The organism is Roseateles sp. (genome assembly GCF_047654805.1).
In the GTDB taxonomy this organism is placed as follows: domain Bacteria; phylum Pseudomonadota; class Gammaproteobacteria; order Burkholderiales; family Burkholderiaceae_C; genus Pelomonas.
This window is the reverse complement of sequence record NZ_JASGIV010000001.1, coordinates 3437164-3454968: the sequence shown is the minus strand read 5'-3', so window position 1 is coordinate 3454968 and position 17805 is coordinate 3437164. Positions and strand designations below refer to the sequence as shown.

13 protein-coding genes and 1 tRNA gene are annotated in these 17805 nt (G+C 66.0%); 10 read left to right on the top strand and 4 right to left on the bottom strand.

What is annotated here, in order from left to right; all coding sequences use genetic code 11:
* Positions 1 to 124: 124 nt before the first annotated feature.
* From leuA to pbpG, 3 genes are all read left to right on the top strand, one after another.
* A complete protein-coding gene (gene leuA / locus QM732_RS15600) occupies positions 125 to 1813 on the top strand; it encodes a 2-isopropylmalate synthase (protein WP_415657024.1) in 1689 nt (562 codons plus the stop codon).
* The gene (locus QM732_RS15595) at positions 1810 to 3351 is read left to right on the top strand and encodes a 2-isopropylmalate synthase (RefSeq protein ID WP_415657023.1); all 1542 of its coding nucleotides are present in this window, start codon (positions 1810 to 1812) and stop codon (positions 3349 to 3351) included. Before leuA ends, QM732_RS15595 begins: the two co-directional genes overlap by 4 nt.
* 447 nt (positions 3352 to 3798) lie before the next feature.
* Positions 3799 to 4722 carry a D-alanyl-D-alanine endopeptidase gene (gene pbpG, locus QM732_RS15590; protein ID WP_415659393.1) on the top strand — a complete coding sequence of 308 codons (924 nt, stop codon included), beginning with the start codon at positions 3799 to 3801 and terminating at the stop codon, positions 4720 to 4722.
* Positions 4723 to 4783: 61 nt separating this feature from the next.
* Here the strand turns inward: pbpG and QM732_RS15585 are convergent, their stop codons facing one another.
* A complete protein-coding gene (locus tag QM732_RS15585) occupies positions 4784 to 5554 on the bottom strand; it encodes an IclR family transcriptional regulator (RefSeq protein WP_415657022.1) in 771 nt (256 codons plus the stop codon).
* A gap of 91 nt (positions 5555 to 5645) precedes the next feature.
* Here QM732_RS15585 and QM732_RS15580 point away from each other — a divergent pair, with 91 nt between their 5' ends.
* Complete coding sequence (locus QM732_RS15580) at positions 5646 to 6707, top strand: TIGR03790 family protein (protein ID WP_415657021.1); 1062 nt, start codon at positions 5646 to 5648, stop codon at positions 6705 to 6707.
* On the opposite strand, the gene hpnE is transcribed toward QM732_RS15580, so the two are convergent.
* Genes hpnE through hpnC form a run of 3 tightly spaced genes read right to left on the bottom strand, consistent with a single transcriptional unit; the run spans position 6647 to position 9599 of the window.
* Positions 6647 to 7933, bottom strand: coding sequence for a hydroxysqualene dehydroxylase HpnE (gene hpnE, locus QM732_RS15575; RefSeq protein ID WP_415657020.1), 1287 nt, complete (start codon positions 7931 to 7933; stop codon positions 6647 to 6649). The two genes, QM732_RS15580 and hpnE, sit on opposite strands and share 61 nt — an antisense overlap.
* Positions 7930 to 8778 carry a presqualene diphosphate synthase HpnD gene (gene hpnD, locus QM732_RS15570; RefSeq protein WP_415657019.1) on the bottom strand — a complete coding sequence of 283 codons (849 nt, stop codon included), beginning with the start codon at positions 8776 to 8778 and terminating at the stop codon, positions 7930 to 7932. Before hpnD ends, hpnE begins: the two co-directional genes overlap by 4 nt.
* Entirely contained in the window at positions 8775 to 9599 is an 825-nt protein-coding gene (gene hpnC, locus QM732_RS15565) for a squalene synthase HpnC (RefSeq protein WP_415657018.1), read from the bottom strand. The genes hpnD and hpnC overlap by 4 nt, the downstream gene beginning before the upstream one ends.
* 145 nt (positions 9600 to 9744) lie before the next feature.
* On the opposite strand from hpnC, the gene QM732_RS15560 reads away from it, so the two are divergent.
* The 6 genes from QM732_RS15560 to clpX all read left to right on the top strand — a co-directional run bounded on the left by QM732_RS15560 (position 9745) and on the right by clpX (position 17769).
* Positions 9745 to 10875, top strand: a complete 1131-nt coding sequence (locus QM732_RS15560; RefSeq protein WP_415657017.1) for an efflux RND transporter periplasmic adaptor subunit — start codon at positions 9745 to 9747, stop codon at positions 10873 to 10875.
* Between the two features lie 14 nt (positions 10876 to 10889).
* The gene (locus QM732_RS15555; RefSeq protein ID WP_415657016.1) at positions 10890 to 14069 is read left to right on the top strand and encodes an efflux RND transporter permease subunit; all 3180 of its coding nucleotides are present in this window, start codon (positions 10890 to 10892) and stop codon (positions 14067 to 14069) included.
* A 145-nt stretch (positions 14070 to 14214) separates the two neighbouring features.
* Positions 14215 to 14301 (top strand) — tRNA-Leu (locus QM732_RS15550).
* A gap of 31 nt (positions 14302 to 14332) precedes the next feature.
* A complete protein-coding gene (gene tig, locus QM732_RS15545; protein ID WP_415657015.1) occupies positions 14333 to 15646 on the top strand; it encodes a trigger factor in 1314 nt (437 codons plus the stop codon).
* A gap of 111 nt (positions 15647 to 15757) precedes the next feature.
* Complete coding sequence (gene clpP / locus QM732_RS15540; RefSeq protein WP_415657014.1) at positions 15758 to 16366, top strand: ATP-dependent Clp endopeptidase proteolytic subunit ClpP; 609 nt, start codon at positions 15758 to 15760, stop codon at positions 16364 to 16366.
* A 131-nt stretch (positions 16367 to 16497) separates the two neighbouring features.
* Complete coding sequence (gene clpX, locus QM732_RS15535; protein WP_415657013.1) at positions 16498 to 17769, top strand: ATP-dependent Clp protease ATP-binding subunit ClpX; 1272 nt, start codon at positions 16498 to 16500, stop codon at positions 17767 to 17769.
* The last annotated feature ends 36 nt before the right edge of the window (positions 17770 to 17805 follow it).

Here is a 17805-nt window from a genome sequence, read left to right as displayed (position 1 = left end):
CCGCGCCTATACGCTCGCACCGCACATAAGCTCAAACTGACACCAACGGCCCGTATGCAACCGCAGCGGGCCGTTCTTGTTTTCTGATGCTGCAGGTTGCACCACCCCAACGGATGGAATGACCATGTTGAAGCAACCGCAGATCAAGTACCGCCCCTTCGCCCCCGTCGCCCTGCCGGACCGCACCTGGCCCGACGCCGTGCTGACCCGTGCGCCGATCTGGCTGAGCACCGACCTGCGCGATGGCAACCAGGCGCTCATCGAGCCCATGGACATCCCGCGCAAGCTGCGCATGTTCCAGCAACTTGTGAAGATCGGCTTCAAGGAGATCGAGGTCGGCTTCCCGTCGGCATCGCAAACCGAGTTCGATTTCATCCGCCTGCTCATCGATGGTGGCCACATTCCCGATGACGTCACCATCCAGGTGCTGACGCAGGCGCGCTCCCATCTGATCGAGCGCACCTTCGAGTCGCTGGATGGCGCCAAACGCGTCATCGTCCACATCTACAACGCCGTTGCGCCCATCATGCGCCGCGTCGTGCTGGGGACGGACGAGGACGGCATCGTCGAGCTGGCCAGCTCTCACGCTCGTCAGATCAAGGAGCTCGCCGCTTCGCGGCCGGGCACGGACTGGCGTTTTGAGTACTCGCCCGAAATGTTCTCCGGCACCGAACTGACCTTCAGCAAGCGCGTGGTCGACGCGGTGACCGCGGTGTGGGAGCCCACGCCTGAGCGCAAGTGCATCATCAACCTGCCGTCCACAGTTGAGCACAGCACGCCCAACGTCTTCGCGGACATGATCGAGTGGATGCACCGCAACCTGGCGCGCCGCGACAGCATCGTGCTGTCCGTCCACCCGCACAATGACCGCGGCACGGGCACGGCGGCCGGCGAGGTCGCGTTGATGGCGGGCGCCGACCGCGTCGAGGGCTGCCTGTTCGGCAACGGCGAGCGCACCGGCAACGTCGACGTCGTCAACATCGCGCTCAACCTCTACACCCAGGGTGTGGATCCGCAGCTGGACTTCTCCGACATCGACGAGGTACGCCGCTGTGTCGAGCACTGCACGCAGATCCCGGTCCACCCACGCCACCCCTATGTGGGCGACCTCGTCTATACCTCCTTCTCTGGTTCGCATCAGGACGCGATCAAGAAGGCCTTCGCGGCACGTCAGGAGGGCGACCTCTGGGACATGCCTTATCTCCCCGTCGATCCCAAGGACCTGGGCCGCAGCTACGACGCCGTCATTCGCGTGAACAGCCAGTCCGGCAAGGGCGGCATCGCCTACCTGTTGGAGGCCGAGTACGGCCTGGAGCTGCCGCGCCGCCTCCAGATCGAGTTCAGCCAGGTCGTGCAACGCGTCATGGACGACGCCGGCAAGGAGCTGACTGCGGCCGACATCTATGCCATCTTCGAGCGTGAGTACGGCATCGGTAACGCGGAGGCCTCCGTCGTGCAGCCGCAGATGACAGAGGTGACGGGCGGCGCGATGCGGCTGTCGGCCGAGGTGGTTCTGGGCGGCTGGATGGGTCATGTGCAGGGAGAGGGCAATGGCCCCATCGATGCATTTGTCAACGCGCTGTCGACTCGCCTGGGCCAAGAGGTGCGCGTGCTGGACTACCACGAGCACGCGATCGGTAGCGGTGCCGATGCCCGTGCCGTGGCTTACCTGGAGCTGCGAGTCGGCGACGTGACCCGTCATGGCGTGGGCATTGATGGCAGCATCGTGCGAGCATCCATGCAGGCCATCCTGTCCGGCCTGTCGCGCGCACCGGTGGCGGTGCAGCAAACACGAGAGGAAAATGTCCGATGACCGACAAGCTCATCATCTTCGACACCACGCTGCGTGATGGCGAACAGTCGCCCGGCGCGTCGTTGACGCGCGAGGAGAAGCTGCGCATTGCCCGCCAGCTCGAGCGCATGAGGGTGGACGTCATCGAGGCCGGCTTCGCGGCATCCAGCAATGGCGACTTCGAGGCCGTCAAGGCCATCGCCGCAGCGGTCAGGGACAGCACCGTCTGCTCCCTGGCCCGGGCCAACGACCGCGACATCTCGCGTGCCGCCGAGGCTCTGGCGCCGGCCGAGCGTGCGCGGATCCACACCTTCATCGCTACCAGCGAGCTCCACATGGAGAAGAAGCTGCGCATGACCCGCGAACAGGTGCTGGAGCAGGCTACGCTGGCCGTGCGCTTCGCACGCAACCTGTGCGGCGACATCGAGTTCTCGCCCGAGGATGGCTACCGCTCCGACATCGACTTCCTGGCTCGCGTCTGCGAGTCCGTCATCAACGAGGGCGCCGGCACCATCAACATCCCCGACACGGTGGGTTACGGCATCCCCGAGCTGTACGGCGACTTCATCCATCGTCTGCGCGAGAAGGTACCCAACAGCGACAAGGCCATCTGGAGCGTGCACTGCCACAACGACCTGGGCATGGCGGTCGCCAATTCTCTGGCCGGCGTGAAGATCGGCGGTGCGCGGCAGATCGAGTGCACGATCAACGGCCTGGGCGAACGTGCCGGCAACTGTTCGCTCGAAGAAGTCGTCATGGCCGTCAAGACCCGGCGCGACTATTTTGGCCTGGACGTCGGCATTGAGACGTCGCAGATCGTGCCGGCCTCCAAGCTGGTATCGCAGACGACCGGTTTTGTCGTGCAGCCCAACAAGGCCGTCGTTGGCGCCAATGCCTTCGCACACGCCAGCGGCATCCATCAGGACGGCGTGCTGAAGGCGCGCGACACCTACGAGATCATGCGCGCGGAGGATGTGGGCTGGGCGGCCAACAAGATCGTGCTGGGCAAGCTGTCGGGCCGCAACGCTTTCAAGCAGCGTCTGCAGGAGCTGGGCATCCAGCTGGAGAGCGAGGCCGAGGTCAATGCGGCCTTTCAGCGCTTCAAGGATCTGGCCGATCGCAAGAACGAGATCTTTGATGAGGACATCGTCGCGCTCGTCATGGACGAGTCAGTCGTCAACGATGCCGAGCACTACCGCCTGCTATCGCTGGCCCAGCGCTCCGAGACTGGCGAGCGCCCGCATGCCGCCATCGTCTTTGCCGTCGGCCACCAAGAGCACCGCGCAGAGAGCGACGGCAACGGCCCGGTGGACGCCACGCTGCGCGCCATCGAATCGGTCGTCGAATCGGGAGCGGAAATGGTTCTGTATTCGGTCAACGCCATCACCGGTGGCAGCACCGAGTCGCAGGGCGAGGTGACCGTGCGGCTGCAGCATGCTGGACGTGTGGTCAATGGCGTGGGCGCCGATCCTGACATCGTGGTGGCCTCCGCCAAGGCGTATCTCAGCGCGCTGAACAAGTTGCAGAGCAAGACGGAGCGAGTGGCGGCACAGGGCTGAACCCCTGCTGGTCGGCCTGCAGGCGCCGTGACGCCGGGCGCGGCGGTTACAAGCGTTTCCGGCTGGATGAGGAATCTGGCGCGGAAAAGCCTTGTTGCTCCCGCGCGGGATCGCTCGGGGCGACCGCAGAATCGCAGCCCATGGAGCCCATGTCCGCGGTGGATGGGGTGGTCAGGCGGGAATCCTTGGCATCCGGGGCCAACCCGATGGCAGGGATCTGTCAGCCAAGGCCTACTTCCATGCGTTTGGATTGCGCTGCAAAGCGAAAGTGCCGGTGGCGAGCCTGGAACGCCCCGTTCGAAGTGTCAGGACAGGAATTCACTTGAGGTATCTCACTTAAGTTCTTATCTTGTCAGGAGTTTTGGCTTCATTTACACTGCTGCCTAGCCGTTGGGGATTCCGTTGAAGACTTTTGCCGCCGCCTTTTTGAGCCTCGCCCTGCTATCCATGGGGGCTGCCGAGGCCGCCACGGTCAGCAAATCCAAGACCAAGGCCACGCCGACGCAGACCCGCAAGGTCAAGTCCGTCGTCGTGCGCAAGGCTGCTCCGGTTGTTCCGGCGGTGCCGACCTTCGGACAGGTGGCCGGCCTGCACGACGTGGACGACCCGCTGTCGCTGAAGTCAAGCGTGGCCTACGTGCTGGATCAGGACACCAACGAGGTGCTGTTCTCCAAGAACCCGCAGGCGGTGCTGCCCATCGCCTCCATCACCAAGTTGATGACTGCCCTGGTCGTGGTGGAGGCCGGCCTGTCGCTGGACGAGAAGATCACGGTCACCACCGACGACATCGACACGGAGAAGAACACCCGGTCGCGCCTGGCTGTCGGTACGACGCTGACACGTGGCGACATGCTGCATCTGGCGCTGATGGCGAGCGAGAACCGTGCCGCCCACGCACTGGGCCGCAGCTACCCGGGCGGGCTGGAGGCTTTCGTGGCGGCGATGAATGCAAAAGCCCAGAGCCTGGGCATGGTCGACACGCACTACGTTGAACCCACTGGCCTATCCAGCCGCAACCAGAGTAGCGCGGCCGACTTGGCCAAGCTTGTCAACACGACCAGCCAGGTGACGCTGCTGCGCGACCTGTCGACGTCGCGCGAGGCCCGCGTGGCCCTGGGCAAGCGCTTGGTGCAGTTCCGCTCCACCAACGGCCTGCTGTCCAACCCGCTGTGGGATATCGGCTTGCAGAAGACGGGCTTCATCAATGAGGCCGGCAAGTGTCTGGTCATGCAGGCCAGTATGGCCGGCCGCAAACTCATCATGGTGTTCCTGGATTCCAGCGGCAAGGCATCTCGGATCGCCGACGCCGAGCGCATGCGCAAGTGGCTGGCCAGCCAGGGCGACAACGCGGCGGTGTCCACCAAGCTCTGAGCGACCGACCCGGCAATAAAAACGCGGCGCCTCGGCGCCGCGTCTGCTTTTGCGGAGAAGGTCAGGCGCGGTGGCCCAGCGCCGCGGAGATCTGCGCCGCCGTCTCCTTCAGACGCACCACCCAGCTTTCCTCCAGCCGGTCGGCTGGCGCCGAGATGGATAGCCCGGCCACCAGCTTGGCCTGGTCGTCGTAAATGCCGGCGGCCATGCAGCGCACGCCCAGTTCCAGTTCCTCGTCGTCGCGAGCGATGCCGCGCTGGCGCACCATGGCCAGTTCCCGTTCCAGCGCACCGATGTCGGTGAGACTGTTGCGGGTGTGGCCGGACAGGCCGGTGCGCGTCGCATAGGCGCGCACGCGCGGACTGTCGTCGCCAGCCAGGAAGAGCTTGCCCACTGATGTGAGATGCAAAGGCGCGCGGCCACCGACGGCGCGCACGACTTGCATGCCCGAGCGCTCGGAGTAGGTCCGCTCGATGTAGACGATCTCATCACCCTGGCGAACCGACAGATTGACCGGCTGGTGGGTGAACTTGTGCAGTTCGCGCATGGCCGGCAGCGCCGCGTCGCGCACATCCAGTCTTGCCTTGACGAGGTTGCCCAGCTCCAGCATGCGCATGCCCAGCCGATAGCTGCCCGCTTCTGGCCTGTCGACGAAGCGGCCCAGGGTCAGGTCATTGAGAATGCGGTGAGCCGTCGACGGGTGCAGGCCCGTGGCCTCGGACAAGGCCTTCAGCGACACCGGGTCCTGGTGGCCGGCCAGCACGTCCAGCAGCGCGAACATGCGCTCAAGCACCTGGATGGCCGGGGTCTGCTGGGCCTCTTTGGATTTCATGGCCTCATTGTGGGGGAGATTGCGGGTGTTTTGTATGGCGAAAGCGTGCTTCAGCAGATGGCAAATCCTGGCGGGGCTCCTGCTGGCCTGCGTGGGCGCGGTCCAGGCGGCCGAACCGGTACCTGCGGCGAGTGGGGGGGGGGAGGCGCGCTGGGCGCGCGCGCCGCGGCTGTACGGGCGTATCACGGCTCATGAACTGGGCCTGGTCATCAATACGGCCGACCCCTACTCGGTCACCATCGGCGAGTACTACGCCAAGCGACGCGGCATTCCAGCCGAGCAGATCCTGCGCGTCCAACTGCCCGTGAGGCCCAGCCTTACGCAGGAGGAATTCGCGACGCTGGACCAGGCGCTGCGTAGCCACATGCCCGAGAACGTCAACGGCCTTGCCCTGGCCTGGGTGCAGCCCTATGCCGTTGGCTGCAATTCACTGACCAGCGCCCTCGGGCTGGGCCTGCAACCCGATCTGTGTTCGAACACCTGTGCTGCCACGCGTACCAACCCCTACGCGAGTTACTTCGGCGCCCGGCCCTGGCTGGTCATCGGCGTGCGGCCGACGATGCAGCTGGCGGCCCGCTCTGTACCTGCGGCCATGGCCATGATCGAGCGCGGCATCGCTGCCGACCATCGGCTGGCCACGATCGTGCCCGAGGCGGCCGTGGCCTATCTCGTGACAACGCCTGACACCGCTCGCAACGTCCGCGAGCGCCTGTTTCCACCGGCTGGCCCGGTGCCGGGCGCGCCCGGCTTCGAGGTCGTACGCGTGAAGAGCGAGGCATTGCCTGCCATGCGCCGCACCCTCGTCTACGAGACCGGCCTGGCTCGCGTGCCTGCGCCGTTGGGCGGTGAATGGTTGCCCGGTGCGCTGGCCGACCACCTGACCTCGTTCGGCGGCCAGCTTGACCGGCCGGCTGGTGAGGGGCAGATGAACATCCTCGACTGGATCGACGCGGGCGCGACGGCCACCTACGGCACGGTCAGCGAGCCTTGCAACCACCTGCAGAAGTTTCCGCATCCGCAAATCCTTATCCAGGCCTATGCTCAGGGCGTCAGCGCGCTGGAGGCCTACTGGCACAGCGTTGCCTGGCCAGCTCAGGGCGTCTTCGTCGGCGAGCCGCTGGCTGCGCCGTTCGCGCCGGTGCCAATGCCCTGAGCGGCTGCAAGGCCGGCGCGCACGGCGCCTTCGAGCGTGGCAGGGTAGGGCCCCAGGACGTAGTCGCCGGCTGCGAACAGCCCCGGCGCGATGCGGTGGGGCGGCCGCACCAGGCCCGGCGTGCAGGCGAATGTGGCGCGCTTTTCGGTCAGCATCCTGTCGATGACGGGGGGGGTGGCCCAGTGCAGCTCGCGCCGCGCCTGGGCCTGCACGGCCTCCGCGCAGCCGCCCCGCGCTACCCAGGGCGCCGCGCCGCTGACGACGAAGGCGAAGCGGCCCGGTGCGCCACCGAGCTGGCCCTGGTCGAAGACGAACTGGGCCGGTGCGTCCGGTCCGTCGCGCAGCGCCAGCATGGGTGCGGGCAGCCTGCTACCAGGGCTGTTCAGGTAGACGGTGATGATGGGCTCGAATCCCAGCGCGCTGGCCGTGGCCGACCAGTCCGGCGCGAGGTCCGCGGTCAGCCGGGCGGCCTCGGTGCTGGTGCAGGCGAGAACAACGCCATCGAAGGACTCGCCGTCGACGCGCCAGCCGGGTGCAATCTCCTGCACCCGGTAGCCCAGGCGCAGTCGAGGCCCGAGCCACGTGGCGGCCGGCCCGGCCAGCAGATCAGACAGCGGCCGCCTCGGCAACAGCAGGTCTGCCCCGCCGGCTCCGCTGAAGAGGGCATCCTTGAGCACGCGCAGGAAGACCTGCGCGCTGGCCTTGGGCGCTGGGGTGTTCAGCGCGGCGATGCACAACGGTTCCACGAGGTCGCGCTTCACGGCCGCAGCGAGGCCCGCGCACAGGTCTGCGACGCTTAGGGCCGCGTCACAGCGAAAGCCGCGCGCCAGCCAGCCCGCTGCGGCATTCAACAGCCCCAGCCGGGCCGAAAGCGGCCAGCCATGGTGGGCGAGCACGCCGCGCGTGAAGCTGACCAGCGGCGAGCCCGGCGGCAAACGCAGGCCAGGTTCACCTGGGTAGGGCAGGGCAAGCGGCAGGCGCGCCAGCGCCTCGCACGGCTCAGCGCCCAGGCGTTGCATCAACGCCAGGCTGTCGCGGTAGGCGCCAATCAGGATGTGCTGGCCGTTGTCGTGGGGCCAGGCGGGATCCTGGCCCGCCACGCTACGTGCGCGGCCGCCCAGCTGCGGGGCCATCTCGAAAACGGTGATGTTGTGGCCCGCATCGGCCAGCTTGACGGCGGCCGCGATGCCGGCCCAGCCGCCGCCGACGATGGCGACGCGGCTCACTTGCCGCGCCAATTGGTTTTCATCGCGATCCAGAGCTTGCGTACCGGCGTCAGCGCGATGCGCTGGTGCAGCACCTGGAAGCCCTCATGCTCGATCTCGACCAGCAGCGCGCGGTAGATGTTTGCCATCATCAGCCCCGGCTTCTGGGTGCTGCGGTCAGCCTCGGGCAGAAGCGCCAGTGCTTCGTCGTAGAGCCGGTGCGCGCGCTGGGCCTGGAACTGCATCAGCGCCGTGAAGCGCTCGCTGTAGCCCCAGGGCTTGGTTCGCAGCAGGATCTCGCTGGCTTTGACGCCGAACTGCTGCAGCTCGTTCACGGGAATGTAGATGCGGCCGCGCCGCGCGTCGTCACCGACGTCGCGCAAGATGTTGGTCAGCTGCATAGCCAGGCCCAGCTTGTGGGCGTACTCGACGGTCTGCGGCTGCGTGCGGCCAAATATGCCGCTCGCCACCTCGCCGACCACGCCGGCCACCAGGTGGCAGTAGCGCGCCAGGCCGGGAAAGTCCAGGTAGCGCGTCTGCTGCAAGTCCATCTCGCAGCCTTCGATGACGGCGTTCAGATGCTCTGCGCGGATGTCGAAGGCCTGCACATGGGGCATCAGTGCCTTCATGACCGGGTGGCTGGGCTGGCCGGCGCAGGCGCCGGCCACCTCCTTGCGCCACCAGGCCAGCTTGGTCGCGGCGACGCCGGCGTCGTGGGTCTCGTCGACGACGTCGTCCACCTCGCGGCAGAAGGCATAGAAGGCTGTGATCGCCGCGCGCCGGGGTGGCGGCAGGAACAGGAAGGCGTAATAGAAGCTCGAACCGCTCGCGGCGGCTTTCTCCTGGACGTATTGCTCTGGGCTCATGGTGCGGCCCGCATTGTCAGGGCGCGCCAGGCCAGCCGAGGGAGGTCCCAAACCCTGAGTGCGGGGCGGTGTAGCAGGCTGTCGTGATTGCGAGCAGCGATCTTGTCGAGGATGAGTAGGCCGCCCTGGACGACCAAGCGCAGCTCCCAGCCGGCGCGGCCGGGCAATGCAAGGGCTAGCGGGGCACCCTCCCGCATCAATCCACCGGCCCAGGTGCAGAGGTCTTTGATCAGCGCGCGGGCGGCTGGGCTGTCTCGGCAAGCCAGCACCTCTTCGGCCCCGACGCCGTGCCGGTCGAGGTCAGCCTGCGGCACATAGAGCCGGCCGTTGGGGCCGTCGCGGCTGAAGTCCTGCCAGAAGTTGATCAACTGGAGTGCTGAGCAGATTGCGTCCGAGCGGCGCAGCGAGCTTGGGTCGTCGACACCGTACAGGCCCAGCAGCAACCGGCCGACCGGGTTGGCCGAGCGGCGGCAATAGTCCAGCAGCTGCTCGCGGTCGCGGTAGCCCGGGGGGCTGAGGTCCTGCTCGAAGGCGTCAAGCAGGTCGTGCAGTAGCGCCGGCTGCAGGCGGTGCATCTCTCTTGCCAGAGGGGCATAGACGTGCATCCATTGCGAAGAGGGGGGCTGGCCGGCCACAGTGGCGGCCAGATCGGCGCGATAGTCGCGCAGCGCCCGGACACGCTCGGCGGTGCTGGCATCGCCCTCATCGGCCAGGTCGTCGGCCGTGCGCGCGAAGTGATAGACGGCGACGACTGCCGGCCGCAACGCGGGCGGGCACAGCACGGAAGCGACGGGAAAGTTCTCGTAGTGGTCGACGCTCAAGCTTTTTCTCAAGTTCCGCTTGCAAAGCCCCGACGTAACAGCGAAATTCTGCGAGGTTTGACAGTTGTCACAGGCTCTGAATACATTACTGACCCGCCGGTCATTAAAGTGTTCTCCCGGCCGACTCACCCCTGCCGAGGTCTGCATGCCCCATCTTCTGCGTCTCGCGTCGCCCCTGCTGCTGGCGACACTGCTTTCGGCACTGGTGTCGGGCTGTGGGAAGCAGCCCGCCGCGCCCGAGCCGGAGCGGGCGGTACGCACCCAGCTCGTCAGCACCGGCATGGCGAGCGCCAGCCATGAGTATGCGGCCGAGGTGAAGCCGCGCATCGAGTCGCGCCTGTCCTTTCGCGTCAGCGGCAAACTGTTGAATCGGGCGGTGAATCTGGGCGACACCGTCAAGGCGGGCCAGGTGCTGGCCCGTATCGACGCGCAGGATCTGCGGCTGGCCCAAGCCGCTGCCGCCGCCGGCGTGGCCGCTGCGCGCACCAACCGTGATCAGGCTGGGGCGGACTACAAGCGCTTCGTCGACTTGCAGCGCCAGGGCTTCATCAGCGCCGCCGAGCTTGAACGCCGCGATTCGGCGTTCAAGGCAGCACAGGCCCAGTTGGAGCAGGCCAAGGCCCAGGCTGACGTTCAGGGCAACCAGGCCGGCTACGCCCAGCTCGTGGCCGATGGCCCGGGGGTCGTCACCGGTATCCTTGCCGAGCCGGGCCAGGTACTGGCTGCCGGCACGCCGGTGGTGACTGTGGCGCTGGACGGTCCGCGCGACATCGTCTTTTCGGTGCCCGAGGATCAGATCGCCCGCGTGAGGGCTGCAGCCGCCCAGCCCGGTGCGCTGAAGGCGCGGCTGTGGGGCAGCGACAAGACCTGGCCGCTGACGTTGCGCGAGGCCGCTGCGGCGGCGGACCCGGTAACGCGCACATTTCTCCTCAAGGCCGATGCCGGCAAGCTGGACGTGCGGCTGGGCCAGTCTGCCACCGTCGTGCTGGATCTGCCTCAGCAGTCGGGCGTCATCAAGCTGCCGCTGGCTGCAGTGCTGCAGCAAGGGGGCAAGACGTCTGTCTGGGCGTTGGATGGCGCATCCATGACGGTCAAGCCGGTGCCTGTGCAGGTGGGTGGCGCCGAAGGCAACGAGGTTGTCATCGCTGGCGGGCTGAGCCCGGGCCAGGAGGTCGTCGTCGCCGGCGTGCACGTGCTCAACCCGGGGCAGAAGGTCAAGCGCTACGTGCCGCCACGCACGATGGGTGATGCGCCAGCTCCAGCGGCGTCGCGCTGAGCCGGGGCCGCACGATGAACAGTTCCCCGATCACCAAGCAACCCTACGTCGGCGGGTTCAACGTCTCGCGCTGGGCGCTGGAGCATCCGGCACTGACGCGCTACTTGATGGTGGTGCTGATGCTGATGGGCTTCGCCGCCTACTTCCAGCTCGGCCAGGACGAGGACCCGCCATTCACCTTCCGTGTGATGGTCATCCAGGCCTTCTGGCCGGGCGCCACGGCACAGCAGATGGCCGATCAGGTCACGGACAAGATCGAGAAGACGCTGCAGGAGGTGAACTACGCGGACAAGATCCGCTCGTCCACGAAGCCCGGCGAGTCCATCACCATCTTCCAGCTCAAGGACAGCACGCCACCCAAGGAGGTGGCCGAGATCTGGTATCAGGTGCGTAAGAAGGTCGGCGACATGCGGGCCACACTTCCGCAGGGCGTGCTGGGTCCGCTGTTCAACGACGAGTTCGGCGACGTCTACGGCTCCATCTATGCGCTCTCCAGCGACGGCTTCAGCCGCGAGGAATTGCGCGAGCATGCTGACCGCGTGCGCCAGGCGCTGCTGCAGGTCAAGGACGTGGCCAAGGTGGAGATCATGGGCATCCAGCCCGAGAAGCTCTTCGTCGAGGTTTCGCAGAAGCGCCTGGCCCAACTGGGGCTGGACTTCAGCCAGGTCATCAACCAGATCGGCGCGCAAAACGCGGTCGAGGGTGCGGGCGTGCTAAATGCCGGCAGCGCCAACTTCCAGATCCGCGTGCAGGGGCAGTTCACGTCCACCCAGGCGCTGGCCGAGCTGCCGATACGAGCGGTCAACCCACAGACAGGCGCGGCCAGCCAGCTGCGCCTGGGCGACATCGCGGAGATCAAGCGTGCCTACGTCGACCCGCCCACCACCACGGTGCGTCATCAGGGCAAGGAAGTGCTGGCGCTGGGGGTCTCGATGGCCAAGGGCGGTGACATCATCGCGATGGGCAAGGCCTTGAACGCTGCATTCAAGGGCATAGAACGGGACCTGCCCGCGGGCATCCACCTGGAGCAGATCCAAGATCAGCCCAAGGCTGTCACGACCTCGGTCGGCGAGTTCGTGCATGTGCTGATCGAGGCCGTCGTCATCGTGCTTGCAGTCAGCTTCATCTCGCTGGGGCTGCACACCCGGCCGTTGCGCATCGACATCTGGCCCGGACTCGTTGTCGCCATCACCATCCCGCTGGTGCTGGCCATCACCTTCGTTGCGATGTTCTATTGGGGCGTGGGCCTGCACAAGATCTCGCTGGGCTCACTGATCATCGCGTTGGGTCTGCTGGTGGACGACGCCATCATTGCCGTCGAGATGATGGTGCGCAAGCTCGAAGAGGGCTATGACAAGATGCACGCCGCCACTTACGCCTACGACGTGACGGCCATGCCCATGTTGACGGGCACACTGATCACGGCGGTGGGTTTCCTGCCCATCGGCCTGGCGAAGTCGACAACCGGTGAGTACACGTTCGCGATCTTTGCCGTCACTGCGGCGGCGCTGGTGATCTCCTGGGTGGCGTCGGTCTATTTCGTGCCCTACCTGGGCGCGCTGCTCCTCAAGAGCCGGCCGGCGGCCGAGGGTGAGACGCACGAACTCTTCGACACCCCCTTCTACAACCGCTTCCGCAACCTGGTGCGATGGTGCGTGGAGAACCGCTGGAAGACCATCGGCCTGACACTGCTCGTTTTCGGACTCGGCGTGGTTGGCATGGGCCGGGTGCAGCAGCAGTTCTTCCCGGACTCCAGCCGTCCCGAGGTGCTGGTGGATCTCACGCTGCCCGAGGGCTCCACGATCCAGGAGACTGAGGCACTGGCCAAGCGCTTCGAGGCCCGCATGCTCAAGGAGCCTGGCATCGCCACGGTCACGAGCTGGGTGGGCTCCGGCGTGCCGCGCTTCTACCTGCCGCTGGACACCATCTTCCCGGCATCGAACGTGACGCAGTCCATCCTGCTGCCCAAGGGGCTCGCCGAGCGCGAGGAGCTGCGCAAGCGCCTGCCGGCGGTGCTGGCGGAAGAGTTCCCGGAAGCGCGCGGTCGGGTCAAGTTGCTGCCCAACGGGCCGCCGGTGCAATACCCGGTGCAGTTCCGCGTCACGGGCGCCGACCCCAAGGTGGTTCGCGACTGGGCCGACAAGGCCAAGGACATCCTGCGCGCCAGCCCCAACATGCGAGGCGTCAACGACAACTGGAACGAGAACGTCAAGACTCTGCGCCTGAACGTGGACCAGGACAAGGCGAGGGCGCTGGGCGTCACCAGTCAGGGGCTGGCGCAGTCCGCGCGCACGCTGCTGTCGGGTACCGTCATCGGTCAGTACCGCGAGGCCGACAAGCTCATTGACATCGTGCTGCGCCAGCCCGAGGACGAGCGCGCGGTCATCACCGACATCGGCAATGCCTACGTGCCCACCAGCACGGGGCGCGCCATTCCTCTGACGCAGATCGCACGCGTTGAGTTCGCCTGGGAGCCCGGCGTGATGTGGCGCGAGGGGCGCAACTACGCAGTCACCGTGCAGGGCGATGTCGCTGAAGGACTGCAAGGGGCGACGGTCACCAAGGAGGTCTGGCCCAAGCTGGATGAACTGCAGAAGCAGATGCCCACGGGCTACGGCATCCAGATCGCAGGCGCGGTGGAGGAGAGCAGCAAGGGCCAGGGCTCCATCGCGGCCGGCGTGCCGGTGATGCTGTTCATCACCTTCACGCTGCTGATGCTGCAGCTGCAGAGCTTCAGCCGTGCGATGCTGGTCTTCCTGACCGGTCCGCTGGGCATTGCCGGCGTGGCGATGGCGTTGTTGCTACTGAACCGGCCGTTTGGCTTCGTGGCGCTGCTGGGGGTGATTGCGCTGATGGGCATGATCATGCGCAACTCGGTCATCCTGATCGACCAGATCGAGCAGGATCGCGCCCGCGGCGTGCCGGACTGGTCGGCCATCGTCGAGTCGGCCGTAAGACGCTTCCGGCCCATCGTGCTGACCGCTGCTGCTGCGGTGCTGGCCATGATCCCGCTGTCGCGCAGCGTGTTCTGGGGGCCGATGGCCGTGGCCATCATGGGCGGCCTCATCGTCGCCACCGTGCTGACACTGCTGGCGCTGCCGGCCATGTACGCGGCCTGGTTCCGCGTGCAGCGGCCCGAGGAGCACAGCCGCATGCACAGCCAACTGCACGAGGAAGTCGGCAGCCAGCTCTGACCCTGTTCGTCAGGGTTTTGCCGCCCCGCGCACAAGGGGCGGCGGGCAAACCGCGGGAGATCGCTACAATCGCCGGTTTGCCGAATCGCCTACAGGGTTGCTGCACCATGCCGAACGGCAGCAAACAGCAATCCAAGCAAGACCCGCGCGGGTGGCGAAATTGGTAGACGCACCAGGTTTAGGTCCTGACGCCTTCACGGGCGTGCCGGTTCGAGTCCGGCCCCGCGCACCACCACTGTCCTTCAACTGTTCCCGAGTCCATCATGGCCGTCACCGTCGAAACCCTTGAAAAGCTGGAACGCCGCATCACCCTGCACGTCGCGGCCGCTGACATCAACAGCGAAGTCGAAGCCCGCCTGAAGAAGCTGGCCCGTACCGTCAAGGCCGACGGCTTCCGTCCCGGCAAGGTGCCGATGAACGTCGTGGCCCAGCGCTACGGCTACTCGGTGCAGTACGAAGTCGTCAACGACAAGCTGGGCGCCGCCTTCAACAGCGCGGCGAACGAAGCCCAACTGCGCGTGGCCGGCATGCCCCGCATCGAGCAGAAGAACGAGGCGCCCGAGGGCCAGATGGCGTTCGATGCAACCTTCGAGGTCTACCCCGAAGTCAAGATCGGCGACCTGGCCGCCGCCGAAGTCGAGCGCGTCACCAGCGACGTAACGGACGAGGCCATCGACAAGACCGTCGAGATCCTGCGCAAGCAGCGCCGCACCTTCGCCCAGCGCCCGGCCGCCGACGTGGCCCAGGCGGGCGACCGCGTCACGATCGACTTCGAAGGCAAGATCGACGGCGAGCCCTTCCAGGGCGGCAAGGCCGAAGGCTTCCAGTTCCTGATCGGCGAAGGCCAGATGCTGGAGCAGTTCGACGCTGCCGTGCGTGGCATGAAGGCCGGCGAGAGCAAGACCTTCCCGCTGCAGTTCCCCGAGGACTACCATGGCAAGGACGTGGCCGGCAAGGAAGCCGACTTCCTCGTCACGGTGAAGAAGATCGAAGCCCAGCACCTGCCGGAAGTGAACGAGGCGTTCGCCAAGTCGCTGGGCATCAAGGATGCTTCGGTCGACGCGCTGCGTGCCGACATCAAGAAGAACCTCGAGCGCGAAGTGAAGTTCCGCGTGCTGGCCCGCAACAAGGGTGCCGTCATGGATGCCCTGGTCGCTGCGTCCGAGCTCGATGTGCCCAACGCGCTGGTGCAGGGCGAGGCCGAGCGCATGGTCGGCCAGGCTCGAGAAGACCTGAAGAAGCGCGGCGTCAAGGATGCCGACAAGGCTGAAATCCCCGCTGACCTGTTCAAGCCGCAAGCTGAGCGCCGCGTGCGCCTGGGTCTGGTCGTTGCCGAGCTGGTGCGCGCCAACAACCTGCAGGCCAAGCCGGCCCAGCTGCAGGCCCATATCGAAGAGCTGTCGCAGAGCTACGAGAAGCCTGCCGAAGTGATGCGCTGGTACCTGAGCGACCGCGAGCGCATGGCCGAAGTGGAAGCTGTCGTGGTTGAGAACAATGTCACGGACTTCGTGCTGTCGACGGCCAAGGTGTCTGACAAGGCCCTGCCTTTCGACGAACTGATGGCCCAGGGCAACTGAGAGTCCTTCGCCTCACGAAGGCGCCGTGCCGCAAGGCCGGCGCCTTTTTTACTTGCGTGGCCATAATCCGTCCCCATAACAGCTGTTACCGCTTTGTCTTCAAGGATCTGAATGAGCGCTCTCGACACCAGTAACCTGGGGCTGGTCCCCATGGTCATCGAACAGTCCGGCCGTGGCGAGCGCGCCTACGACATCTACTCGCGCCTGCTGCGCGAGCGCATCGTCTTCCTGGTCGGCCCCGTCAACGACGCGGTGGCTAACCTGGTCGTCGCCCAGCTGCTGTTCCTGGAGAGCGAGAACCCCGACAAGGACATCTCGCTCTACATCAACAGCCCCGGCGGCAGCGTGTCGGCCGGCATGTCCATCTTCGACACCATGCAGTTCATCAAACCCGAGGTCTCGACCTTGTGCATGGGCATGGCGGCCAGCATGGGCGCCTTCCTGCTTTCTGCCGGCGCCAAGGGCAAGCGTTTCGCGCTGCCCAACGCCAAGGTCATGATCCATCAGCCGCTTGGCGGTGCGCAGGGTCAGGCCACGGATATTGAAATCCATGCGCGTGAAATCCTGAAGACTCGCGAGACCCTGAATCGCATCCTGGCCGAGCGCAGCGGCCAGACGCTGGAGAAAATCCAGTCGGATACCGAGCGCGACTATTTCATGTCAGCCGCCGAGGCGCAGAGCTACGGCTTGATCGACCAGGTGCTGGAACATCGGCCCTGAGTTGTGAGGGGGCGTAACCGCCCCCGGATTCGCAGCGGAATCGGGGCCCTTATCCCCACAAGGGCCCCGAGATCGTTTGGTCTATCATCATTCAGGCACCCGCCTGTTCCCTGGCATTTCCGAGCAGACCCATGGCCGACAAAAAAGGCAACTCCAGCGAAAAAGTTTTGTACTGCTCGTTCTGCGGCAAGAGCCAGCACGAGGTCAAGAAGCTGATTGCCGGCCCGTCCGTCTTCATCTGTGACGAGTGCATCGAGCTGTGCAACGACATCGTCCGTGACGAGATCCCGGCGCCAGCGCCGGCTGCGCGAGCCGGCAAGTCCGACCTGCCCGTGCCCAGCGAGATCAAGGCCAGCCTGGATCAGTACGTCATCGGGCAGGACGTGGCCAAGCGCACGCTGGCCGTGGCTGTCTACAACCACTACAAGCGCCTGCGCCACATGAGCACGACCAAGGAATCGGTCGAGCTCTCCAAGAGCAACATCCTGCTAATCGGCCCGACGGGCTCGGGCAAGACGCTGCTGGCGCAGACGCTGGCGCGTTTGCTGAATGTGCCGTTCGTGATCGCCGACGCGACGACGCTGACCGAGGCCGGCTACGTCGGCGAGGACGTCGAGAACATCATCCAGAAGCTGCTGCAGAACTGCAATTACGACGTCGAGCGCGCGCAGCGAGGCATCGTCTACATCGACGAGATCGACAAAATCTCGCGCAAGGCGGACAACCCCTCCATCACCCGCGACGTGTCGGGTGAAGGAGTGCAGCAGGCGCTGCTCAAGCTGGTGGAGGGCACGATGGCTTCGGTGCCCCCGCAGGGCGGGCGCAAGCACCCCAACCAGGACTTCCTGCAGATCGACACGACCAACATCTTGTTCATCTGCGGCGGCGCCTTCGACGGCCTAGAGAAAGTCATCCAGAACCGCAGCGAGAAGTCGGGCATCGGCTTCGGTGCCACGGTGCGCAGCAAGAGCGACAAGAAGGTCGGCGAGGTGTTCCGCGAGTGCGAGCCCGAGGACATCATCAAGTTCGGCCTCATCCCCGAGTTGGTGGGCCGCCTGCCGGTCGTCGCGACGCTGGGCGAGCTGACCGAGGACGCGCTGGTGCAGATCCTGACCGAACCCAAGAACGCGCTGGTCAAGCAGTACCAGCAGCTGTTCGAGATGGACGGCGTCGAGCTGGAGATCCGCAAGCCGGCTCTGGCCGCCATCGCCCGCAAGGCGCTGGCCCGCAAGACCGGTGCTCGCGGCCTGCGGTCCATCATGGAGCAATCGCTCATCGACACCATGTTCGACCTGCCCGCGCTCGACGGCGTGGAGAAGGTCGTCCTGGACGAGCACAACATCGAGGACGCGTCTTCGCGCCCCTTGCTGGTCTATCGCGAGCAAGCCAAGGCCAGCGCCTGAGCCACACGCCTTCCCATCCGCTTGCAATCGCCCTCT